The sequence below is a fragment of the Pasteurella oralis genome (assembly GCF_002850605.1).
GTDB lineage: Bacteria > Pseudomonadota > Gammaproteobacteria > Enterobacterales > Pasteurellaceae > Pasteurella > Pasteurella oralis.
The window spans coordinates 1-21,114 of the sequence record NZ_NXGB01000010.1; the positions used below are offsets into that span (position 1 = coordinate 1).

The following is a 21,114-nucleotide window of genomic DNA, read 5'->3' on the forward strand; positions in this document are numbered from 1 at the left end:
AGGCTTGTAGGCTTGTAGGCTTGTAGGCTTGTAGGCTTGTAGGCTTGTAGGCTTGTAGGCTCATTTTTCGTCCTTAATTATGGTTGTCAAGAGTTATTTAATTATTTCTAATCTAATTAAATTGTTTGATTAAATTCTTTGGTTTGAGAGAGTGCCTGAATATTTAATTCAGCTGCTTTTTTCCCTAATGAATTACATTGTCTGAAATGGGAAAGTAATTGTTTTTCCTGATCGGCTAATTCAATGGCATCTTGGGTAAACATTTCACCTACACCACTTACTAACCAATTCAAGTTAATACCGACTTTCGCAATCGCAGTCATACCTTCGGCATTCGGCTCACGTTCGCCACCGATATATCCTTGCATGGTGCGGTAGGGTAATTCTGTCATTTCAGCAAAATCCTTGATCCGCCAATGTTTCAACTCACAGATTTGTTTCAATCTCTCTGATATACGCATTTGCACGTTCCTTATCAAAATTAAGATTGACAATTATCGCATTTGAGCGTATAATTGCAAATTATGGTCATCATTATATCGCATTTGAGCATAAGCTAGGTAGTGGTATTTATTCGATGAGTTTATTTTTTATTGTGCGTTTTATGTACATTTTTTCATTTTGGGTTTATGACACAGCACTTTTTACTGAGTTCAAAATCTCGTCAGTTATCGCCACTTCAGATAGCACAACTCTCTGATGACGAAGCTCACGATTTGCTTTGTCAAGCCAGATGGCAAAGCATTGATGAGCAGATTTGCCCGAAGTGTGGTATCAAGCATAAATGCTATATTTATAAAACCAGACGGCAATTCCGCTGCCGCCACTGTAAACATCAGTTTTCAGTGACATCTAGCACCATTTTTGCCAATCGAAAATTACCTATTCAAACCTACTTATTCGCTATTGCGTTATTTGTGAATGCGGTAAAAGGCATTTCCGCTTGCCAGCTTTCTCGTGATTTGAATGTACAGTATAAAACCGCTTTTACTTTATCACATAAAATCCGAGAAAGCCTGATTGTACAGCGTGAGCTTTTTCCCTTGTCAGGCGAAATCCATATTGATGGTACTTACGTGCATTCCGCTCCACGTCCAAAGAATAAGAAAGCAGACCGAGTAGATAGACGCTTAAAAGAAAATGCCAATCCAAATAAACGTGGCGTACTGGTAATGCGTGAACGTTACACTGAACAGGACACTTTATCTAATCCGCAACTAGTCGGTGCAAAGAGAACCATCACGTTTCCTATTTTGTCAGAAAATTCAGAAACCGTGAAGAAATTAGCCACTGCATATATTGAGCCAAACAGCCGTATTCATGCAGACGAAAACTCAGCTTATGATGAATTGATAGTGGATTACGACTTACAACGTGTGAACCATCAAAAAGAATATCGTAGCGATGAAGGGATTACCAACAACCTTGCCGAAAGTTACTTTGCACGTTTCAAACGAATGTATTACGGACAAGTCCACAAGATGAGTAACATCTATCTTGATAATTATGCGAACGAAGTCGCCTATCGTGAAGATACTCGTAAACTGGATAATTTAACCATTTTCAATGATATCACCAGTAAATGCCTCAGCACGTCATCAGATAATGTTTGGAAAGGCTATTGGCAAGGTAATCATCGACAAGTAGAACGGCTGGTAATGTAATGGCAAAGAAAATTTATTTAAGCCAAATTCAGGCAAAAATTGACCGCTTGCAACGTGAACGAAAACAAGTGCTAGAACATCTTGCTTTGGTGGAGAGTAAGCTTGATAAACTACAAGCAGCCCTTGAGGTTATGCAATCAGAAGCCCTAACTGATGAATATAATACAGAGCTTTATACCTACCGCACTTATCAGCATCGTTTCAAGGGAAAACTACGCCAAATGGTGCTTGCTGAAATGAAAGTAAAACCAAATCATTACTTTACTGTTAATGAATTAACGGAACTTGTCCTTATGCGAGATGGACAAGAGCCAATTATTCAACCGCAGCATACCGTTTCCGTGCGTGGTGCATTGAAGCATTGGCTTAATAAAGGTGTGGTAGAACGAATAGCATTAAAAGCAAATGATGTGCGGTGGAGATTGAAAGCGTAACTGTTAATTAGTTTTCAAGGTTTTTAAACGCCAATGAAACCCTGTACGCTCAATCAATCCTTTTTTCTCCAACCGCAACAACATTCTTTTGACTGCTTTATAATGGTTATCCCCCACATCAACAAATTGTAGCTGCCCCACTAATCGTAATGCCTGTTCTGCTATATCTCCACATACCAACCACGTACCCTGATTTTCCTTTAATACTTGTGCGATTAAACGAGCGGTAATCACAGACTGGCTTTTCGGTGTTTTCGGCATAAATGGATCTGCCAACTCGCTAATCTCTTGAGCTAAAAGCTGCATTTGCACCGTTAATAAATCTTGTTTTTCTTTCAGTTGAAGCAACCGTTCAACTAACTCGTGTTTGAGTAACTTTTGTGTCATAATAAAAATCCCTATTGAGTGAAAATTTCAATAGGGATGTTAATGTTTTCAAGCGGTTAAATCTTTGTGCAACTGCTACATAATACCTAAAATTTCTTGTAATTATGCAGCAACCATTACCATTGCAGGACGAATAACACGACCATTCAATAAATAGCCTTTTTGTAGCACAACCGTAATTTGATTTGTTTCAAATCCTTCCATCGGCTGCATAGAAATTGCTTGATGTAATTCAGGATTAAAGGTTTCACCAACAACACCGACAGGTTCAACACCGAAACGAGCAACGGTCGAAAGCAGTTCTTTCAAAGTTAGTTCAACGCCATCAAACAATGCTTTCACACTTTCATCTTCTAAATTTGCAGGCGTCGCTAAAGCACGTTCTAAATTATCGATCGTATTTAAAATATCTTTAGAAAATTTTTCTAATGCAAACTTATGTGCTTTTTCAACATCTTGTTCTGTACGGCGGCGGATATTATCAATTTCAGCACGTGTACGTAACAATAAATCTTGTTCTTTCTTTACTGTTTGCTCTAACTGAGCCTCTAATTCTTGAACACGAGCAATAGCTTCTTCTAAAGGATCTTCTTCTATTACTTCTTCGATTGGTTGCTCTAACTCAACTTCTTCTTGAATAACTTCTTCATTTTCAATTTGTTGTTCTTTTGCTGACATTGCATTCTCCGTTAATAATAAAATTTTGATTGATTCTAGCAAAAAATATAAAAGTTAGCACATCTATAGATACTTGCTGACAAATAAAAGGTTTTGTGTGTAATATAGTGGTTGATTTTTTGAATTCAAGTGCGGTCAGTTTTTTCGCCAAATGGAACATGCAATGAAATACCAAAATGCGGTTGATATTAAAGCGCTACAATCCTCATTTCAAATCATCGGATTATTAGGTAAACCTCGCCATGATTTGACCTTACAAATGCATAAAAATCTTTTTCAATGGCTCATCGAAAAAGGCTATCAAGTATTGGTTGAACGCCCAATAGGTGAACAGCTTGGTTTAAACGAAGACTATTTAGCTTCCGTTGAAGATATTGGACAAAAAGCACAATTAGGGATTGTGATTGGTGGTGATGGTAATATGTTAGGGCGTGCGCGTATCCTCGCAAAATATGACATTGCCCTAATCGGTATTAATAGAGGCAACTTGGGCTTCTTAACAGATATCGACCCTAAAAATGCTTACGCGCAGTTGCAAGCTTGTTTAGAGCAAGGCGAGTTTTTTGTTGAAGAACGTTTTATCCTAGAAGCTAGTGTAGAACGCGATGGACAAATTATTGCCAGTGGCAATGCAGTCAATGAAGCCGTTATTCACCCTGCCAAAATTGCTCATATGATAGATTTCCATGTTTATATTAATGATAAATTCGCTTTTTCACAACGTTCTGATGGCTTAATCATTTCTACACCAACAGGTTCAACCGCTTATTCACTCTCCGCTGGCGGTCCTATTTTAACGCCTCAGTTAAATGCAATTGCCTTAGTGCCAATGTTTCCGCATACGCTTTCCTCACGTCCTTTAGTCATTGACGGCGACAGCAAAATTTCTATCCGTTTTGCAGAATACAATACTGCACAATTAGAGGTAGGTTGTGATAGCCAGATTGCGCTAGAATTTTCGCCTGATGATATTGTACATATCCAGAAAAGCCAGTATAAATTACGATTGTTACATCTAAAAAATTATAATTATTACAAAGTACTGAGCTCAAAATTGGGTTGGCTTAGAAATCTAGTCTAAAAAACACAAAAAATGAACAAAAATCGCTTTACTGTATATAAAAACAGTTATAAACTGATAAATATACAGTAAAGAGGGTTTATTATGCTTATTCAACTGACAATTAATAATTTCGCTATCGTTCGCCACCTCAATATTGAACTCACTGAAGGTATGTCTGTCATCACTGGAGAAACTGGTGCTGGAAAGTCAATTGCGATTGATGCACTAGGCGTTTGTCTTGGTCAGCGCACTGAAATCAATATGTTACGAGAAGGGCAAGAACGTGCTGATATTTGCGCCACATTTTCACTCGAAAAAAACACTCCTGCTTTCCAATGGCTGCAAATGCAAGAACTACAAGATATAGAAAATCCTAATGAATGTATCTTACGCCGTATTATTAATCATGACGGGCGTTCAAAAGCCTTTATCAATAGTATTCCTGTTTCAGCAGCTCAACTCAAAGAACTGGGACAATATTTAGTGCATATCAATGGACAACATGCCTCACAATTATTGCTCAAGACAGACTATCAATTACGATTGCTCGATAATTTTTGTGCCCACACAAACTTATTGGCACAAATGCGAGCTGATCACCAAACATGGCAAGCTCTGCAATACCAAGTTGAAACTTTTCAACAAAAAGTCACTGAAAATGAAGCAAGAAAACAACTTTTACAATATCAAGTAGAAGAATTAGATGAATTTAATTTACGCCCAGATGAATACCTCGCATTAGAAGAAGAGCAAAAGCGCTTATCAAGTAGTGAACAATTAACCACGCTTTCACAGTCAACTTTACAGTTATTAAGTGAAAATGAAACGGTAAGTATTGACTCACTACTCTATAAAGCCACCCAATATTTAGACGAGCTTTGTGAATTAGATTCTCGTTACAATAATGTATCAAGTTTATTACAAGAAGCATTAATTCAAGTGCAAGAAGCAACAAGTGAAATACAGCAGCTTGCTAGTGATATAGAACAAGACCCAACATCACTCTATGAAATAGAACAACGCTTAGGGCAAGCATTACAACTGGCACGTAAACATCATGTGAAACCTGAAAACTTAGTAGAATTACATCGCTGTTTAAAACAAGAATTGGCGCAATTGATTGACTTTTCCGATAGTGAAGAAATGTTAATTGCCCAAGAAAAAGCAGCATATGCACAAATGCAAGCAACGGCACTAGCATTACATCAAAGTCGCCAAATCGGCGCCACAAAATTAGCCCAACAAGTCACACAATCAATTAAAAAACTCGCTATGGAAAATGGTGAGTTTTTCATCGAATTAAATGCAGATTACAATAAGATCAACCAGCATGGTGCAGATAATTTGGTCTTTATGTTACGTAGTAATTTAGGTCAGATGACACAACCATTAACTAAAATTGCTTCTGGTGGTGAACTTTCACGTATTTCTTTAGCAATTCAAGTATTAACTTCTGATAGATCAGCGATTCCTACCTTAATTTTTGATGAAGTTGACGTTGGAATTAGCGGAGCAACTGCGAGTGTTGTTGGTAAATTACTACGTAAATTAGGACAACGTTGTCAAGTGATTTGTGTGACACATTTACCACAAGTCGCTTGCCATGGCCATCGACATTTCACTGTCGAAAAACAAACAGTAGAAGGCAAAACTGAAACAAAAATGACAGCACTTTCGCCACAACAGAGAGTAAAAGCCTTAGCTAAACTATTAGGTGGTAGCAAAGTAACAGATAGCGCATTAGCAAATGCACAAGAAATGCTCGATTTGGTTTCTTAACTCTGAAATGATTAGCGCACAAATGGGCAATGTATTTGCCCATTTGTGTAAATAAGAAATGAAAAATTACATTGAATTAAAAGCGATAACCCAATCCCAAAAAGAATACTGTAGGATCTAATTTTACATCGACTTTATGTTCATCATTACCTAATTTAAATGTAGCTTTTGATTTAATTTTTGCATACCAAACAGCTGTATTTAAAAATAAATTATCGGCTAATTTAATATCAACGCCAGCATTGAATGCCATGCCCCAAGAATCTTTTAATTTGAGGTCGGTCACACCATTTAATACTGCTTTTTCACTAAAAAACGTGGTGTAATTAACGCCCGCGCCAACATAAGGACGCGCACTTGAGTCCTTATTTAGGAAATAATACTGCGCATAAAGGCTCGGTGGTAAATGTTTTGTTTTACCAACAAGTGTATTACCTAATGTAATCTCATGACTAAATGGCGTTGCGGCTAAAAGCTCAATACCAATATTATCAGTTGCCATATAAGTCGCGGTTAAACCCAATTGTGCATTGGAATTCACCTCAAATTTGAACGTATCACTGTTAGTTGATGTTTTTGGAACGACAACAATTGGACCACCACGAACAATAATGTTACCCGCTTCATGCGCTACAGCAGAAGTTGCCACTAATGATGCAACTATACTTAATGCCAATATTGCTTTTTTCATAAAAAATACCTCATCTGTCTATTACCTAAAGGAGAATATCCCCCTAAAAAACGATGTCTTTTTAGACGCTGGGCAGAATACCACCTTCAAGGTACTATTTTTCTGATCTTTATCAAGTTTTTAAAATTTCGTTAAAAAAATTAATATAGACTTAACGCATTTTTACATTTAATTCTCAAACAAAGTAAAAATGATATAGATCAAAGTAATGGTTTTTATGAATTTCACGCCAAAAAGCAGTATAATATTTCCATCTTTTTTGAGTCCAAATCTGAGTCTTAATCAATGCCTATAAATTTTACGAAAATTTTGCAAGATAGTTGGAATTTTATTCAAAACCAGCGTCAACTTGTCTTAACATTTGTACTTGCTTTTTTTATAAGCGATTTATTCATCAATGTATTGTTAGGTCTAATGACCCCAATAGAAGCTGTTACAAATAATAATGAAGAATTAACGCAAATATTTGGAATGGATTCTGCAACCCCAAATATTGCAATACTTTTATTAGTCCACCAATTAATTTACTTATTTATCGCCACGTGGTGCTTACTTTCCATTCATCAAGTGAGCCAAAATCACTCATTTTCACTTAGTATCAGTATTACTATTGTATTGAAGCGATTCATTGGAGTACTTCTAATCAATATTATTTTATTAGCGCCAATAATTATTGGGGTTTCTGAAATTTTCCTCGCTTTAGTCGTGAATAAAACACAGCCATCGATTTTTTCTTCGCTGTCAATGGGATTAGGTCTTTATTTATTTATCCGTTTTTGTCTCACTTCTGTACATTATATAACTAATCACATCACGATTAGCCAAGCTTTTCAGACTACATGGCAAGCAGGAGTCAAACGTGTTACGCCTTTATTTTTATACTATTTAATTATTCATTTTCTATTGCCATTATTGATGCGACATATTTCTATCTTCAATATCAATTTAATTTTTGAAACGATTATTGATGGTATAAGAGCATTTTTAACCCTATTCTCATTAGTCTTTACTTACCGTTTTTACACTATTTTTATGCAAAAGGCGTAATTTACTATGAAACAATTACTCGAATTTATCCCACTTATTTTATTTTTCGCTGTTTACAAATTAGTCGGTATTCGCGAAGCCGCTTTAACTTTAATGATTGCCACTGTCATCCAGTTACTTATCCTAAAAATTAAGTATGGCAGAATTGAAAAACAGCAACTGATCATGGGAATTGCAGTCGTTTTCTTTGGCGCATTAACTGCTTACTTTAACCAACTCGAATACTTAAAATGGAAAGTCACTATCGTTTATGCCATCTTTGCGTTAGTCCTGCTCGTTAGTCAATATGGTTTTAACAAAAACTTGATTAAACTAATGTTAAGTAAAGATCAAAGCCTTGAATTGCCTGAACAGGTTTGGCATAAACTCAATCTTGGCTGGGCTGTTTTTTTTATTCTATGTATGCTAATTAACATTTATATTAGCCAATACCTCTCCGATGATATTTGGGTTGATTTTAAAACCTTTGGCATTATTGGTATGACGTTAATTGCCACGCTAATTACGGGTATTTATATTTATCGCTATCTTCCACAAATCAATAGCAATAATAAGGAATGATTATGACAACGATGATTGATACATCAAAAAGCTGTGATGTAAGAGGCACTCTTTTATTGCGTACGCTTGCAATGCCTTCTGATACGAATGCTAATGGCGATATTTTTGGTGGCTGGATCATGTCACAAATGGATATGGGTGGTGCAATTTTAGCCAAAGAAATTGCACATGGGCGAGTTGTCACTATTGCCGTAGACAGTATGACATTTATACGACCTATCTCAGTTGGTGATGTTGTTTGTTGTTATGGTAAATGTCTCCATATTGGACGTTCATCAATAAAAATAAAAATGGAGGTTTGGGTCAAAAAAGTATCAAGCGAGCCAATAGGTGAGCGTTATTGTGTCACAGAAGCTGTTTTTACTTTTGTTGCAGTCGATAAAGACGGGCGACCTCGCTCAGTACCAAGAGAAAATAACCCTGAATTAGAAAAAGCATTATCCCAAGTTAACTCATGAGGAAAAAACTATGATGTACTACGTTATTTTTGCACAAGATAAACCCAATACATTAGCACAACGTTTAGCTGTACGTGATAAGCACCTTGCACGTTTAACACAACTTCAAACAGAAGATCGATTATTGGTCGCAGGTCCAAATCCTGCTATTGATGATGAAAACCCTGGTGAAGCTGGTTTTACTGGCTCAACTGTAATTGCGAAATTTGCAAATCTAGAAGATGCCAAACGATGGGCAAGCCAAGATCCTTATATTGAAGCTGGCGTTTATGCTGACGTAATGGTTAAACCGTTCAAACGTGTCTTCTAACCTCTTTCTTTTCATCACATGTTTGGGCGAAATTGAACTTTCGCCCATTTTTGCGTAAATAGGGCAAGAAACATCAAATGCACTTTTAGTTAAAACTGCGGTCTAAACTGTATAATAATTAAACTTTAACAATTTTAGAGAACTTCATGAAATTCCCTGCTTTGACATTCGGTTGCTTATTTACGTTGCTTTCAATTTCGATATTGGCTAAAAATCAGCCTTCCCAAAATTCAGAACAAGTAATAGAAAATACGATATTGGAGCAACATTCCAAAGTAGTTTCACAACAACAAAAAGCACGCCAAATCTATCAAAAAATCCAACAATTGCTCAGTCGCTCACAAAGTGAAGCAACATTAACACTTGTTAATGCGCTATTAGTTCAAATTGAGGACTATCCACTTTATCCTTATGCACAATATCAATATTTAAAAGCCACACAAGATAAATTAACCTTAGAACAAATCGATGCTTACCAACAACGCTATTCGGCACTTCCTTTTGCCATCGAATTAAAAAAACAATGGCTACAACAAGCTCAAGCCAAGTCAGATTGGCAGAACATTATTGAGAATGTATCAAATCTACCTCAAGATGTTGTTTCCCGTTGTATCATTCTGCAAGCAGAATACGAAACTTTGCCAAAATCGACCGCACTTTCAACAGAAAAATGGCAAAAAAAAGTGGCTCAATTATGGCTAACTGGCGCTAGCTTACCTAAACAATGTGATCCTGTACTAGCAATATGGATTGAAAAAGGTTATCTCAGTAATGAATCCCTTAAAGAGCGTGCAGTTTTCGCTTTTGAACAAAAAAATCAAGGGTTGTTGACCTATTTACAGCAACAAGCCAAAGAAACAGAATTAAAACAATGGTTAATTGCACTTACACAGCTAGCACAAACACCACAACAGTTACAAAATCCGAATACTGTATTTTACCCACCCAACATTTCCGCACAGGATACGTTTGCTAAACGTATTGTATTAAGCCATTTCCCAAGCTTTGTCAAAACACTTAAAGAAGGTGCAATACAAAACAATCAAGATCCATTTGCCCTTTATGAAGCTTGGGCAAGCGCACTGGCTCTTAGTCAGTCACAAAAAAATCAGTGGAAAAAGAACTTAATTAGTCATTTATTTGATAGTGAGAATTCCTCAATCCAAGAGTGGCGCGATCAAACCATTATCACATTAAAAGATGATGCATTAACTGAACGTCGAATTCGTACTGCTATTCGTGAAAAAACAGATCTCCATCCATGGTTAGCATTGTTATCTGAAAGTGCAAAAAATAAGGAAGAATGGCGTTATTGGCAAGCAAAGAGGTTAGCACAAGATAAGAATACGCAAGCTCAAGCTGAAAAAATATTCACATCTCTTGCTAAACAGCGAGGTTTTTATCCCATGTTAGCTAGTGCTGAACTTGGGCTTGAATATCAACCTGAAATGCGTACATTTATACCAAACGTCAAGCAAAAGATACAAGATACTTTTCCTGATGCACTGGCTCGTATTACTGAATTACGTTGGCTTAATGATTTAGCTAACATGAATTTAGAGTGGAAAACATTACTTGATAATGCTGCTTTTGAGCAAAAACTCGCTCTCGCCCATTATGCCAACATGCAAGAATGGTTTGACCTTGCCGTTGAAGCCACAATTCAAGCAAAAGCTTGGGGACATATCGCGCTTCGACTGCCAAATGCCTATCTTGATTGGTTTGATTTACACTTAAAAAATAAAAATATCGACCGCACTTTTGCTATGGCAATCGTGCGACAAGAAAGTGCATGGAAACATAATGTTTCCTCTCATGCTAATGCACGTGGATTAATGCAATTGTTACCAACGACAGCCAAACAAACAGCACAAAAAGCAGGGCTGCCTTATACTCATAAAAGCCAATTATTCGATCCTTTTGATAACATCATGCTTGGCACCGCACATTTACAAGAATTGTATGAAAAATATGGAAACAATCGAATTCTCATTGCGGCGGCCTATAATGCAGGTGCAAGCCGAGTAGATCGTTGGCTAGCCAAAGCGGATGGTAAACTCACTATGGCAGAATTTATTGCGAGTATTCCTTTTTATGAAACACGTGGTTATGTACAAAATGTATTAACTTACGACTTCTATTATCAAATTTTACAACAACGTTCACAGCAAAAATTTAGCACAGAAGAATATAATCGATTATACTAGTGTAACAGTCCAAACAGGAGGATAAATTATGTATCTCAGTCGCAACCTTGAACAATGGCATGCTTTTGTTGAAATGTTACGCACCGCATTCGAACAGGGTAAAGAGCAAGAAATTCTAACCTTATTACTCACCCCTGATGAGCGAGATTCCGTAGGCTTACGCTTACAGATTATTGCACAATTATTAGATAAAAACATACCACAACGTGAAATCCAACAAAATCTCAATACCAGTGCAGCTACTATCACTCGTGGTTCAAATATGATTAAAACAATGCCACCAGAATTTATGGCTTGGGTTAAAACACAGTTAGATGAGCAAGCAGAAAAAGATTAAACGCACATTTCCTTTCTTAAGTTGTTGGCAGCAAATTAAACCTTTTATCTACCGCATTTTTGCGTTTTTTCTGTTTGGATTAGTAACATGTACGTTACTATTTCGAGTCGTTCCTGTTCCCTTTTCAGCTTATATGGTGCAAAAGAAACTAGGACATCTACTACAAGGTAACTTTGATTATCAACTGAACTATCAATGGATTAGTCTAGATAATATTGCATGGCAAATGCAGCTTGCTGTCATTGCGAGTGAGGATCAGCTTTTTCCTGCCCATAATGGTTTTGATTGGCATGCTATTCAAACTGCACTACAACATAATAAATCGGGTAAAACTGTTCGCGGAGGTTCAACAATTAGCCAACAAACTGCTAAAAATTTATATTTATGGCACGGACAAAGCTGGCTGCGCAAAGGTATCGAAGTGCCCACTACATTTGTATTAGAAACGCTTTGGTCAAAAAAGCGAATACTTGAAGTTTATTTAAATATCGCGGAATTTGGACAAGGTATTTTTGGCGTAGAAGCCGCAAGCCAGCATTACTTTGCTAAACCAGCTAAATATCTTACTCAAACAGAAGCGGCTTTACTCGCTGCCGTTCTCCCAAATCCAATCATCTTTAAAGTAGATAAGCCCAGTGCTTATGTTAAACGCAAACAAATGCGAATTTTGCGACAAATGAATTTATTAGGAAAACGCTATTTAGATAAGTTAGATTAAAGTGCGGTCTGTTTTGATAAAGTTTAGAAGGCAAAAGGCTCAACATCGGTTGAGCCTTTTGTTTACTCTTCACGAGCATGATTAATAGTATATTTTGGGATCTCTACCACGAGATCTTCTTTGCCTACCAAACATTGGCAGCTCAAACGGCTATCAACTTCAAGACCCCAAGCCTTATCTAACATATCATCTTCATCTTCACTACTTTCATTTAGGCTATCAAAACCTTCCCGAATAATGACATGACAAGTTGTACAAGCACAAGATTTATCGCAGGCATGCTCAATATCAATTCCAGCATCCAGCGCAACATCTAATAAGTTCTCCCCTTCTGTAACATCTAAAGCCAGACCTTCTGGACACAGATCATCATGGGGTAAAAAAACGACTTTTGGCATTTTCTATCCTATTTCTTCATACTATTTCTGACTAACGACATCATCAACTGCTTTACCAGCTAATGCTGAACGAATTGATTTATCCATTCTACGTGAAGCAAACTCTTGGGTAGCCAAATCAAGTGCTTTAATCCCTTGCTTAATTGCTTGCGTATCCCCTTCTTTTTGCAATCTTTCTAAAGAAACTATCGCATTTTTAACCGTGCTTAATTCTTCATCATTCAATAAATCTTGGTCATAACTTAATGCGGAACGTACACTTTCTAATACACGTTCAGCTTCAACACGTTGCTCTGCTAATAAACGCACTTGAATATCTTCTTTTGCATTCAGCATAGAAGCTTTCAGCATATTAGCAATCTCATCATCTGTCAGTCCATAAGAAGGTTTGACTTGAATTGACGATTGCACACCAGTAGATTTTTCCATCGCGGTCACACTCAATAAACCGTCCGCATCGACTTGATATGTTACACGAACGTGCGCAGCACCAGCTGCCATTGCAGGAATACCGCGTAAAGTAAAACGTGCAAGCGAGCGACAGTCACCAACCATTTCACGTTCACCCTGTACAACATGTACCGACATAGCTGTTTGACCATCTTTAAAAGTGGTAAACTCTTGTGCTCGTGCTACTGGGATTGTGGTATTACGTGGAATAATTTTTTCCACTAATCCCCCCATAGTCTCAATTCCTAATGAAAGCGGAATGACATCTAACAATAACATATCCGTATCGGGTTTATTACCCACTAAAATATCAGCTTGAATCCCCGCACCTAAAGCCACAACTTTATCGGGATCAATTGAAGTTAATGGCTGTTTTTGGAAAAAGTTTGCCACTTGCTCACGCACAAAAGGCACACGTGTTGATCCACCAACCATAACGACTTCACACACATCATCAATACTGACATTTGCATCTTTTAATGCGCGACGACAGGCTAATAAAGAGCGTTTAACCAATGTTTCAATTAACTGATTAAACTGCTCACGGCTAATATTCCCTTTCCAATCTTGATAGACAATTTCCGCATTAGTATTAGTCGTCAAAGTAATTTTGATCTGAGTCGCTAACTCCACTAACAGGCGTTGTTGCTGTGCTGTTTGTGGTTGAGTTCCCGATTGTTGTACGATCCAATCCATTAATTGATGATCAAAATCATCACCACCAAGCGACGTATCACCACCAGTTGCAAGCACCTCAAATACGCCTTTAGATAAGCGCAAAATTGAAATATCAAAAGTGCCACCACCTAGATCATAAACAGCAATCACACCTTCTTGCCCACTATCCAATCCATAAGCAATCGCCGCAGCTGTAGGTTCATTTAATAAACGTAATACATTAATACCAGCAAGTTTTGCTGCATCTTTAGTGCTTTGGCGCTGTGCATCATCAAAATAAGCAGGCACGGTAATCACCGCACCAGAAAGCTTGCCAGCTAAGCGTTGCTCAGCAAGTGCGGTCAGTTTTTTTAAAATTTCAGCAGACACTTCGACCGGACTGACTAATCCTTTCACTGTTTTAATCAAGGGTAAGCCGTTCTCACTTGCTTCAAATTGATAAGGTAAATTCGGATAACGCTGCTTTACATCAGCCAAACTACGGCCAATTAAACGTTTAACCGAAATAATTGTATTATTTGGCGCCTTACTTGCGAGTTCACTCGCCTCATAGCCAACAAGCACGTTATCTCGTTGAAAATGCACGACTGATGGCACTAATGCACGATCTTTTTCATCTAATAAAATATCAGCTGTACCGCTACGTACTGTCGCAATCAAAGAATTTGTTGTCCCCAGATCAATACCCACTGCTAATTTATGCTGATGCGGTGCTGCACTTTGACCCGGTTCTGCAATTTGGAGTAATGCCATTATTTATCTCTTGTTCAAATGATATTATTTTTATTATAGCTTGTTTTGCTCTTTTTATTTAATTATCTATGCCACTAAGCAGGTTACATCTGAATGAATCAATTTTCTTTATTCTTACTTAAGCGCTTAAGTGCAGTTAGAAAAAATGGCGCTAAACTTAAATTTCTAATAGTGACTCTTCTACTCGCTCAACTTCAACTAAAAGTTTTTTAATAAAACGCAATTTATCGTTAATTGCTTTTGCTTGCGACCATTGACATTCCGCAAGTGCGCTAGATAATTCAGCTAAAATAACTTTTCGTGTTTGTTCAATTTCTGCCGAAAAAGCCAAAAGTTTATCGCAACTGCGTTGATTCTCAATCTCTTCCAAACACTCACGCCACTGCATTTGTTGCATTAGAAACGCCATATCATGGTTACTCTTTTCTTCAAGATTTTGTTGTTCACCAGTATGAATAGCAATAATACTGTCTGCACGTAGAATCGGATCTTTTAAAATCTGTAATGCATCATTGACTTCTGCTGATTTTTGTATTGCAAGACGTTGTTCCTGTGCTGAATGCGTAGTGTAATTATCGGGATGCAACGATTTTTGCAAAGCAAGGTAGCGGCTTGATAATGTGGCTTGATCAATATGAAAATCAACGGGTAAATCAAAAATTTTAAATGGGTTCATCTTTAACTCAAGTTAAGAATAAAATAAAAAATGCGATCAATATTTAAACATGAAAACTTTCACCACAACCACATTGTTCTTTAACATTAGGATTATTAAATTTGAAACCTTCATTTAATCCTTCTTTGACGAAATCTAACTCTGTACCATCGAGATAGACTAAACTTTTAGTATCAACAATAATCTTTACACCATACTGCTCAAATACGTGATCATCTTCATGTAATTCATCGACAAATTCTAATACATAAGCCAAACCAGAACAGCCTGAGGTCTTAATTCCTAAACGCAAGCCTATTCCTTTACCACGATTTGTCAGAAATGTTCTGACACGATCCGCCGCAGTTTCAGTGAGAGAAATACCCATTAAATTATTTACTCCATATTCTTTTTTAATACTAAGGGGGCAAATATTTGCCCCACTTAATTTTCCATTATTTGGCTTCTTTTTTCGCTTTGTAATCAGCAATTGCTGCTTTAATTGCATCTTCTGCCAGAATTGAACAATGTACTTTTACTGGCGGTAATTCTAATTCTTCAGCGATCTGGCTGTTCTTAATCGCCTGTGCTTCATCTAAGGATTTACCTTTTACCCATTCTGTAATTAATGAGCTTGACGCAATAGCAGAACCACAACCATAAGTCTTAAATTTTGCATCTTCAATAATGCCTTCATCATTGACTTTAATTTGAAGCTGCATCACATCACCACAAGCAGGCGCACCTACCATACCTGTACCTACATTAGTATCTTTTTTATCTAAAGAACCCACATTACGCGGATTCTCATAATGATCAATCACTTTTTCACTGTATGCCATGTTTGTATTCCTTTAAGTTTTTTAAAGAATTTCAAGAACCTAAATTAGCATCCTACGGTATGTATTTCACCAAAATGAGTAAAAAAACAACCGCACTTTTCATTCTTTATATTCATAATTTTGTTTATAAACGCCTATGTGAAGTTTTATCTATCATTTTTAATTTGTGATATCTTTTCAACAGTCACAAGGCATGCTGTTAAAGACAGTGCAAAGTGCACAGTAAAACAGCATAACGCCGCCAATATGGTGAAATATTCACAAATTTAGTGGTGGGTCCACTCAATCGTACTTAAATCAATCCCTTCTTTATACATATCCCAAAGTGGAGATAATTCACGCAATTTTTGTACTGCATTTTTGACTAAGTCAATAGTGTAATCAATTTCTTCTTCTGTTGTATAACGCCCTAATGTAAAACGAATGGAACTATGTGCTAATTCATCGTTCAAACCTAAAGCACGTAAAACATAAGAAGGCTCTAAACTTGCTGAAGTACAGGCAGACCCTGAGGAAACAGCAATATCACGTAATGCCATCATTAGTGATTCACCTTCTACATAGTTAAAACTAATATTTAAATTACTGTCTAAACGATGTGTCATTGAACCATTCACATAAGTTTCTTCGATATCTTTTAAACCATTATAGAGACGATCACGTAATGCTTTTAAACGCGGCATTTCAGTTGCCATTTCTTCTTTACAAATACGATAAGCTTCACCCATGCCGACAATTTGATGTACAGGCAATGTACCTGAACGCATACCACGTTCATGACCACCACCGTGAATAATAGCTTCTAGACGCACACGAGGTTTACGGCTCACATACAACGCGCCAATCCCTTTTGGTCCATATAACTTATGGCTTGACATTGACATCAAGTCCACTTTTAACTCAGCTAAATTAATGGGTAACTTACCGACGCTTTGCGTCGCATCAACATGGAATAAAATTTTACGTGCACGACAAAGTTCACCTATTGCTGCGATATCTTGAATCACGCCGATTTCATTATTCACATGCATAATCGAAACTAAGATCGTATCATCACGCATAGTATTTTTTAATTCTGCTAGATCAATCAAACCATCAGATTTTGGATTTAAATAAGTCACTTCAAATCCTTCACGTTCAAGTTGGCGACAAGTATCTAATACGGCTTTATGTTCTGTCTTACAGGTAATAATGTGTTTGCCTTTAGTTTGGTAAAAATGAGCAGCACCCTTAATCGCTAAATTATCAGATTCCGTTGCGCCTGAAGTAAAAACAATTTCACGTGAATCTGCACCGATTAAATCAGCAATATGATTGCGCGCGATATCTACAGCTTCTTCTGCCTGCCAGCCAAATTTATGTGAACGTGATGCAGGGTTACCAAAGTTTCCCTCAACGGTTAAGTATTCCATCATTTTTTGGGCAACACGTTCATCCACTGGACAAGTCGCTGCATAATCAAGATAAATAGGTAATTTCATTTGTTTCTCACTCCTAAAAAATTCATTTTTTAACCGCACTTTTCATCAATCGGTTTAATTATCTAATATGATCAAATTATCAAAGTCACCGTGAAACTCAATTGGCGCGCATTTCTGACGATTTTGTTCAACCAATTCAGCTAACGTAATTTCATTTAAAAAGTCTTCAATACGTTGGCTTAATTCTTTCCATAAAGAATGGGTCAAACATTCTGCACCTTCTTGGCAATCACCACGTCCTAAACAACGTGTTACATCAATATTCTCATTTACTGCATTAATTACCATACCTACTGAAATTTGATCAGTCGGTAATCCCAATTGATATCCCCCACCCGGTCCACGGACACTTTTTACTAATCCACGTCGACGCAATTTCGCAAATAACTGTTCTAAATAAGAAAGCGAAATATGCTGTCTTTCAGAAATATCAGATAAACTCACAGGGCCTCTGTTTGAATGTAATGCAATATCAAGAATCGCAGTTACTGCATAGCGTCCTTTAGAGGTTAATTTCATCTTTTTTTCCTTTAATTAATCAACAATTTTGGAATATTTACATATCATACTAAATTAGTCAACTATTCAAAAACACTATTTGAGTCGTTTTTTGACCGCAGTTAACATACCTTGCAAAATATTCAGTTCATTTTTTTCTAAACCTGCTCGCTGATATAACCGCCTTAATTTAGGCATAACTCCTTGATTTTGAATAAAACCGAGTTCTGTATAAAGCTGTTCTGTATGAGTAAAAAAATGTTCAATTTCCGCACTATTTGGATAGATATTTTCTATTGTTGAAAATGGCGCTGGCTTTTCTTGCTCAGCTAAATATGTCATACGGAATTCATAACATATAAGCTGTACTGCCATCGCTAAATTCAACGAGGAATATTCTGGATTGGCAGGAATGGTAAGATGATAACGACATTTTAATAACTCCTCGTTAGTTAAACCTATCCGCTCACGCCCAAAAACAATAGCTATCTGTCCATTTGCACTATGTGCAATTGCTTTTGCCGCGCATTCTCGAGGTTCAATCAGGGTATTTTGTAAATGGCGTAATCTCGCACTGGTTCCGATCACTAAAGAACAATCCGCAATAGCCTCATCAAAATCAACAACAGTAATTGCATTTTTAACCACATCTTCTGCCCCAGCAGCAAGTGCGATAGCTTGTTCATCAACTGATTGTTTTGGTGACACAAGATACAAACGCTGTAATCCCATCGTTTTCATCGCTCTCGCAGTAGAACCAATATTGCCACTGTGTGAGGTTTCCACTAAAACAATTCGAATATTTTCCAACATACACTACACATCCATTTAAAAGAGGGGGCTATTCTAACATAATACCCATGATTTTTAGTCAAGAATTTGGTGCTTTTTTATTAGAATACATATAAAAAAAGTGGATGTTACGGCATCCACTTTCTTTGTTATCTTTACTTTAATTATCATGTATTACTTATCGTCTTTTTTACCTTTTAAGGCATGTTGAACAGTAAAAGCATTAATCCAGTCCAAATTGCAATTCCCAATGTATATTCCATTATTCCTCCATTGAAAAATAAGATTTGTTTTTCCTAATTTTGCTTGGCTATCACTAATGTTACATAAGCACCAATTGTTAATACGCCTGAATTTACAAATTTGAATAATAATCCATAATGCCCAAATACTACCACAGGTATTGCAACAACAGCAGCTTTGGCAATATCTTCAAGCCATTTGGCCCATGAATTTAAAGTTTCTACCTCCATAGGACACGCAAGTAAATTTCACATTATCGTTCCTGTTTCTTTCACTACTTTAGGTGATTAAAATTAAAATTGTAAAAGAATGCCGTTTTGTTGATGTAATGTAATGAAAATTTCTCGATCTTAATCGAAAAATCATCCTTATTTAAATTTATCAATACACTCAGTTTAAATTTTTCTCGCTATCTTGACTAAAATTACCTATAATGCCAGTCCTTTTTATGTTCTTTAAAATCTGGTGGAAACAATGAATCCAATGTTAAATATCGCTATTCGTGCGGCACGAAAAGCGGGCAATGTAATTGCTAAAGGTTATGAGCGCCGCGATGATATTCAAATGACGTTGAAAAATACAAACGATTATGTCACAAATATCGATAAGGTATCTGAGCAAGCTATCATTGAAGTAATTAAAAAATCTTATCCTGAACATACTATTATTACTGAAGAAAGCGGTGCATTAGAAGGAAAAGATAGTGATGTACAATGGGTAATTGATCCACTAGATGGCACAACAAACTTTGTAAAAGGTTTACCTCATTTCTCTGTTTCTATCGCTATTCGAGTGAAAGGTCGCACTGAAGTCGGCGTAGTTTATGATCCAATTCGTAATGAATTATTCACTGCAGTTCGTGGTGAAGGCGCTAAAGTCAATGATACGCGTTTACGCGTCGATAATAAACGTGAGCTAACAGGTACTGTCATTGCAACAGGTTTCCCATTTAAACAAACTCGTTTAATGCCAATTCAATTTGCTGTGATGAATAGCTTAATCACACAAGCAGCAGATTTTCGTCGCACTGGTTCCGCTGCATTAGATTTATGCTACGTTGCAGCAGGTCGTGTTGATGCTTACTTTGAAATGGACATTAAAGCTTGGGATGTTGCTGCTGGCGATTTAATCGTACGTGAGGCAGGTGGTTTAGTCTGTGACCTCCATGCTGGTCATCATTACTTAACCGCGGGGCATATTGTCGCAGCACCGCCACGTGTAATGAAAGAAATGCTTAATAAAATTCAGCCTTGTTTAGGTGATGTATTCAAAAAATAACTAAAATAGACCGCACTTAGCACAATAGAATTGAGATAAAAATACCCCAACAACTTGGGGTATTTTACTTTATAAATCTCTCAATAAGGTACGACGCTGTGGTCGCTCTTCTAATTTCTGTTCAAGAAGCAATAACTCAGGTGCAGAATAAATAATTTCTGCGGGTTGACGAATATCATTATAAGTTAGTAAAGTCAAAGCAACCGTCCCTTTAGCAAACTGATGAGTATCCAAAAGAGCTGTTTCATTTTTCTTACGTCGTTTGATCTTGCCTTGTAGCAAATCTTCTTCAATTAAATCACGTTGCTCGACATGCATAGGCTTACCATACTTTTCTTGTAATACATGTAATAACAATTCTGCAGGATATTTTGGATACTCTGGCATGCGCAACTCAATTGCTTTTAGCTGCCCACCGATGAAACGTAATCTAGCTAATGCATAGCCATCATCAAAACGAAATTTATCACAAATCCAGTACCCACGTACAACACGTCGCCAATCATCAGTATCAGGTAAACGCCATTCCGTTTCACATAATTTGGTCTCTCTTGCTTGTTCAATTGTCATGCCAAACTTAAGTTCTTTATAACCGTCAATAGGAGAACTCGGTACAACGAAAGGCATTAGAAATGCCGATAATACAGCGAACACTTTCATAATAGGTCCTTAAAATGATTGATAATTGTGCAATAGAATAGCATTCATTTCC

At 36.9% G+C, this 21,114-nt stretch carries 26 protein-coding genes; 12 read left to right on the forward strand and 14 right to left on the reverse strand.

Annotated elements, in window-relative coordinates; genetic code table 11:
• Positions 1 to 116: 116 nt before the first annotated feature.
• Entirely contained in the window at positions 117 to 461 is a 345-nt protein-coding gene (locus C0975_RS10470) for a helix-turn-helix domain-containing protein (protein ID WP_101776326.1), read from the reverse strand.
• A gap of 168 nt (positions 462 to 629) precedes the next feature.
• On the opposite strand from C0975_RS10470, the gene C0975_RS10475 reads away from it, so the two are divergent.
• The gene (locus tag C0975_RS10475) at positions 630 to 1,664 is read left to right on the forward strand and encodes an IS1595 family transposase (RefSeq protein WP_101776327.1); all 1,035 of its coding nucleotides are present in this window, start codon (positions 630 to 632) and stop codon (positions 1,662 to 1,664) included.
• Positions 1,664 to 2,098 carry a DNA repair protein gene (locus C0975_RS10480; RefSeq protein WP_101776328.1) on the forward strand — a complete coding sequence of 145 codons (435 nt, stop codon included), beginning with the start codon at positions 1,664 to 1,666 and terminating at the stop codon, positions 2,096 to 2,098. The genes C0975_RS10475 and C0975_RS10480 overlap by 1 nt, the downstream gene beginning before the upstream one ends.
• A gap of 3 nt (positions 2,099 to 2,101) precedes the next feature.
• Here the strand turns inward: C0975_RS10480 and C0975_RS10485 are convergent, their stop codons facing one another.
• Complete coding sequence (locus tag C0975_RS10485; protein ID WP_101776329.1) at positions 2,102 to 2,485, reverse strand: hypothetical protein; 384 nt, start codon at positions 2,483 to 2,485, stop codon at positions 2,102 to 2,104.
• Between the two features lie 102 nt (positions 2,486 to 2,587).
• Positions 2,588 to 3,163, reverse strand: coding sequence for a nucleotide exchange factor GrpE (gene grpE, locus C0975_RS10490; protein WP_101776330.1), 576 nt, complete (start codon positions 3,161 to 3,163; stop codon positions 2,588 to 2,590).
• Positions 3,164 to 3,326: 163 nt separating this feature from the next.
• On the opposite strand from grpE, the gene C0975_RS10495 reads away from it, so the two are divergent.
• On the forward strand, positions 3,327 to 4,244 hold the full coding sequence (locus C0975_RS10495; protein ID WP_101776331.1) for an NAD(+) kinase: 918 nt from the start codon (positions 3,327 to 3,329) through the stop codon (positions 4,242 to 4,244).
• 84 nt (positions 4,245 to 4,328) lie between these two features.
• On the forward strand, positions 4,329 to 6,005 hold the full coding sequence (gene recN / locus C0975_RS10500; protein WP_101776332.1) for a DNA repair protein RecN: 1,677 nt from the start codon (positions 4,329 to 4,331) through the stop codon (positions 6,003 to 6,005).
• Positions 6,006 to 6,081: 76 nt separating this feature from the next.
• Here the strand turns inward: recN and C0975_RS10505 are convergent, their stop codons facing one another.
• Positions 6,082 to 6,696, reverse strand: a complete 615-nt coding sequence (locus C0975_RS10505) for an OmpW family outer membrane protein (RefSeq protein WP_101776333.1) — start codon at positions 6,694 to 6,696, stop codon at positions 6,082 to 6,084.
• Positions 6,697 to 6,981: 285 nt separating this feature from the next.
• On the opposite strand from C0975_RS10505, the gene C0975_RS10510 reads away from it, so the two are divergent.
• The 7 genes from C0975_RS10510 (at position 6,982) to mtgA (ending at position 12,334) form a co-directional block, all read left to right on the forward strand.
• On the forward strand, positions 6,982 to 7,743 hold the full coding sequence (locus tag C0975_RS10510) for a hypothetical protein (protein ID WP_101776334.1): 762 nt from the start codon (positions 6,982 to 6,984) through the stop codon (positions 7,741 to 7,743).
• Positions 7,744 to 7,749: 6 nt separating this feature from the next.
• Complete coding sequence (locus C0975_RS10515) at positions 7,750 to 8,304, forward strand: septation protein A (protein WP_101776335.1); 555 nt, start codon at positions 7,750 to 7,752, stop codon at positions 8,302 to 8,304.
• A 2-nt stretch (positions 8,305 to 8,306) separates the two neighbouring features.
• Positions 8,307 to 8,762 (forward strand): acyl-CoA thioester hydrolase YciA, encoded by a 456-nt coding sequence (yciA, locus tag C0975_RS10520; RefSeq protein WP_101776336.1) that lies wholly within the window; start codon positions 8,307 to 8,309, stop codon positions 8,760 to 8,762.
• A 13-nt stretch (positions 8,763 to 8,775) separates the two neighbouring features.
• Positions 8,776 to 9,072: a YciI family protein gene (locus C0975_RS10525; RefSeq protein ID WP_101776360.1), complete on the forward strand. Its 297-nt coding sequence runs from the start codon at positions 8,776 to 8,778 to the stop codon at positions 9,070 to 9,072.
• Between the two features lie 146 nt (positions 9,073 to 9,218).
• The gene (locus C0975_RS10530) at positions 9,219 to 11,279 is read left to right on the forward strand and encodes a transglycosylase SLT domain-containing protein (protein WP_101776337.1); all 2,061 of its coding nucleotides are present in this window, start codon (positions 9,219 to 9,221) and stop codon (positions 11,277 to 11,279) included.
• A gap of 28 nt (positions 11,280 to 11,307) precedes the next feature.
• Positions 11,308 to 11,616 carry a trp operon repressor gene (gene trpR / locus C0975_RS10535; RefSeq protein ID WP_101776338.1) on the forward strand — a complete coding sequence of 103 codons (309 nt, stop codon included), beginning with the start codon at positions 11,308 to 11,310 and terminating at the stop codon, positions 11,614 to 11,616.
• Entirely contained in the window at positions 11,594 to 12,334 is a 741-nt protein-coding gene (mtgA, locus tag C0975_RS10540; RefSeq protein WP_101776339.1) for a monofunctional biosynthetic peptidoglycan transglycosylase, read from the forward strand. Before trpR ends, mtgA begins: the two co-directional genes overlap by 23 nt.
• A gap of 62 nt (positions 12,335 to 12,396) precedes the next feature.
• On the opposite strand, the gene fdx is transcribed toward mtgA, so the two are convergent.
• The 9 genes from fdx to C0975_RS10580 all read right to left on the reverse strand — a co-directional run bounded on the left by fdx (position 12,397) and on the right by C0975_RS10580 (position 19,354).
• Complete coding sequence (fdx, locus tag C0975_RS11495) at positions 12,397 to 12,732, reverse strand: ISC system 2Fe-2S type ferredoxin (protein ID WP_174674058.1); 336 nt, start codon at positions 12,730 to 12,732, stop codon at positions 12,397 to 12,399.
• Positions 12,733 to 12,753: 21 nt separating this feature from the next.
• A complete protein-coding gene (gene hscA, locus C0975_RS10545) occupies positions 12,754 to 14,613 on the reverse strand; it encodes a Fe-S protein assembly chaperone HscA (protein ID WP_174674059.1) in 1,860 nt (619 codons plus the stop codon).
• Positions 14,614 to 14,770: 157 nt separating this feature from the next.
• A complete protein-coding gene (hscB, locus tag C0975_RS10550; protein WP_101776340.1) occupies positions 14,771 to 15,289 on the reverse strand; it encodes a Fe-S protein assembly co-chaperone HscB in 519 nt (172 codons plus the stop codon).
• Between the two features lie 43 nt (positions 15,290 to 15,332).
• Entirely contained in the window at positions 15,333 to 15,656 is a 324-nt protein-coding gene (gene iscA, locus C0975_RS10555) for an iron-sulfur cluster assembly protein IscA (RefSeq protein WP_101776341.1), read from the reverse strand.
• A gap of 67 nt (positions 15,657 to 15,723) precedes the next feature.
• Positions 15,724 to 16,110: a Fe-S cluster assembly scaffold IscU gene (iscU, locus tag C0975_RS10560; protein WP_101776342.1), complete on the reverse strand. Its 387-nt coding sequence runs from the start codon at positions 16,108 to 16,110 to the stop codon at positions 15,724 to 15,726.
• 266 nt (positions 16,111 to 16,376) lie between these two features.
• Positions 16,377 to 17,591, reverse strand: coding sequence for an IscS subfamily cysteine desulfurase (locus tag C0975_RS10565; RefSeq protein ID WP_101776343.1), 1,215 nt, complete (start codon positions 17,589 to 17,591; stop codon positions 16,377 to 16,379).
• 54 nt (positions 17,592 to 17,645) lie between these two features.
• Positions 17,646 to 18,110: a Fe-S cluster assembly transcriptional regulator IscR gene (gene iscR / locus C0975_RS10570; protein WP_101776344.1), complete on the reverse strand. Its 465-nt coding sequence runs from the start codon at positions 18,108 to 18,110 to the stop codon at positions 17,646 to 17,648.
• A 75-nt stretch (positions 18,111 to 18,185) separates the two neighbouring features.
• Positions 18,186 to 18,902, reverse strand: coding sequence for a tRNA (cytosine(32)/uridine(32)-2'-O)-methyltransferase TrmJ (gene trmJ / locus C0975_RS10575; protein WP_101776345.1), 717 nt, complete (start codon positions 18,900 to 18,902; stop codon positions 18,186 to 18,188).
• Positions 18,903 to 19,177: 275 nt separating this feature from the next.
• Positions 19,178 to 19,354 carry a hypothetical protein gene (locus tag C0975_RS10580; protein WP_245853376.1) on the reverse strand — a complete coding sequence of 59 codons (177 nt, stop codon included), beginning with the start codon at positions 19,352 to 19,354 and terminating at the stop codon, positions 19,178 to 19,180.
• A 244-nt stretch (positions 19,355 to 19,598) separates the two neighbouring features.
• Here C0975_RS10580 and suhB point away from each other — a divergent pair, with 244 nt between their 5' ends.
• A complete protein-coding gene (suhB, locus tag C0975_RS10585) occupies positions 19,599 to 20,402 on the forward strand; it encodes an inositol-1-monophosphatase (protein ID WP_101776346.1) in 804 nt (267 codons plus the stop codon).
• A gap of 69 nt (positions 20,403 to 20,471) precedes the next feature.
• On the opposite strand, the gene C0975_RS10590 is transcribed toward suhB, so the two are convergent.
• The gene (locus C0975_RS10590; RefSeq protein ID WP_101776347.1) at positions 20,472 to 21,062 is read right to left on the reverse strand and encodes a hypothetical protein; all 591 of its coding nucleotides are present in this window, start codon (positions 21,060 to 21,062) and stop codon (positions 20,472 to 20,474) included.
• Between the last annotated feature and the right edge of the window lie 52 nt (positions 21,063 to 21,114).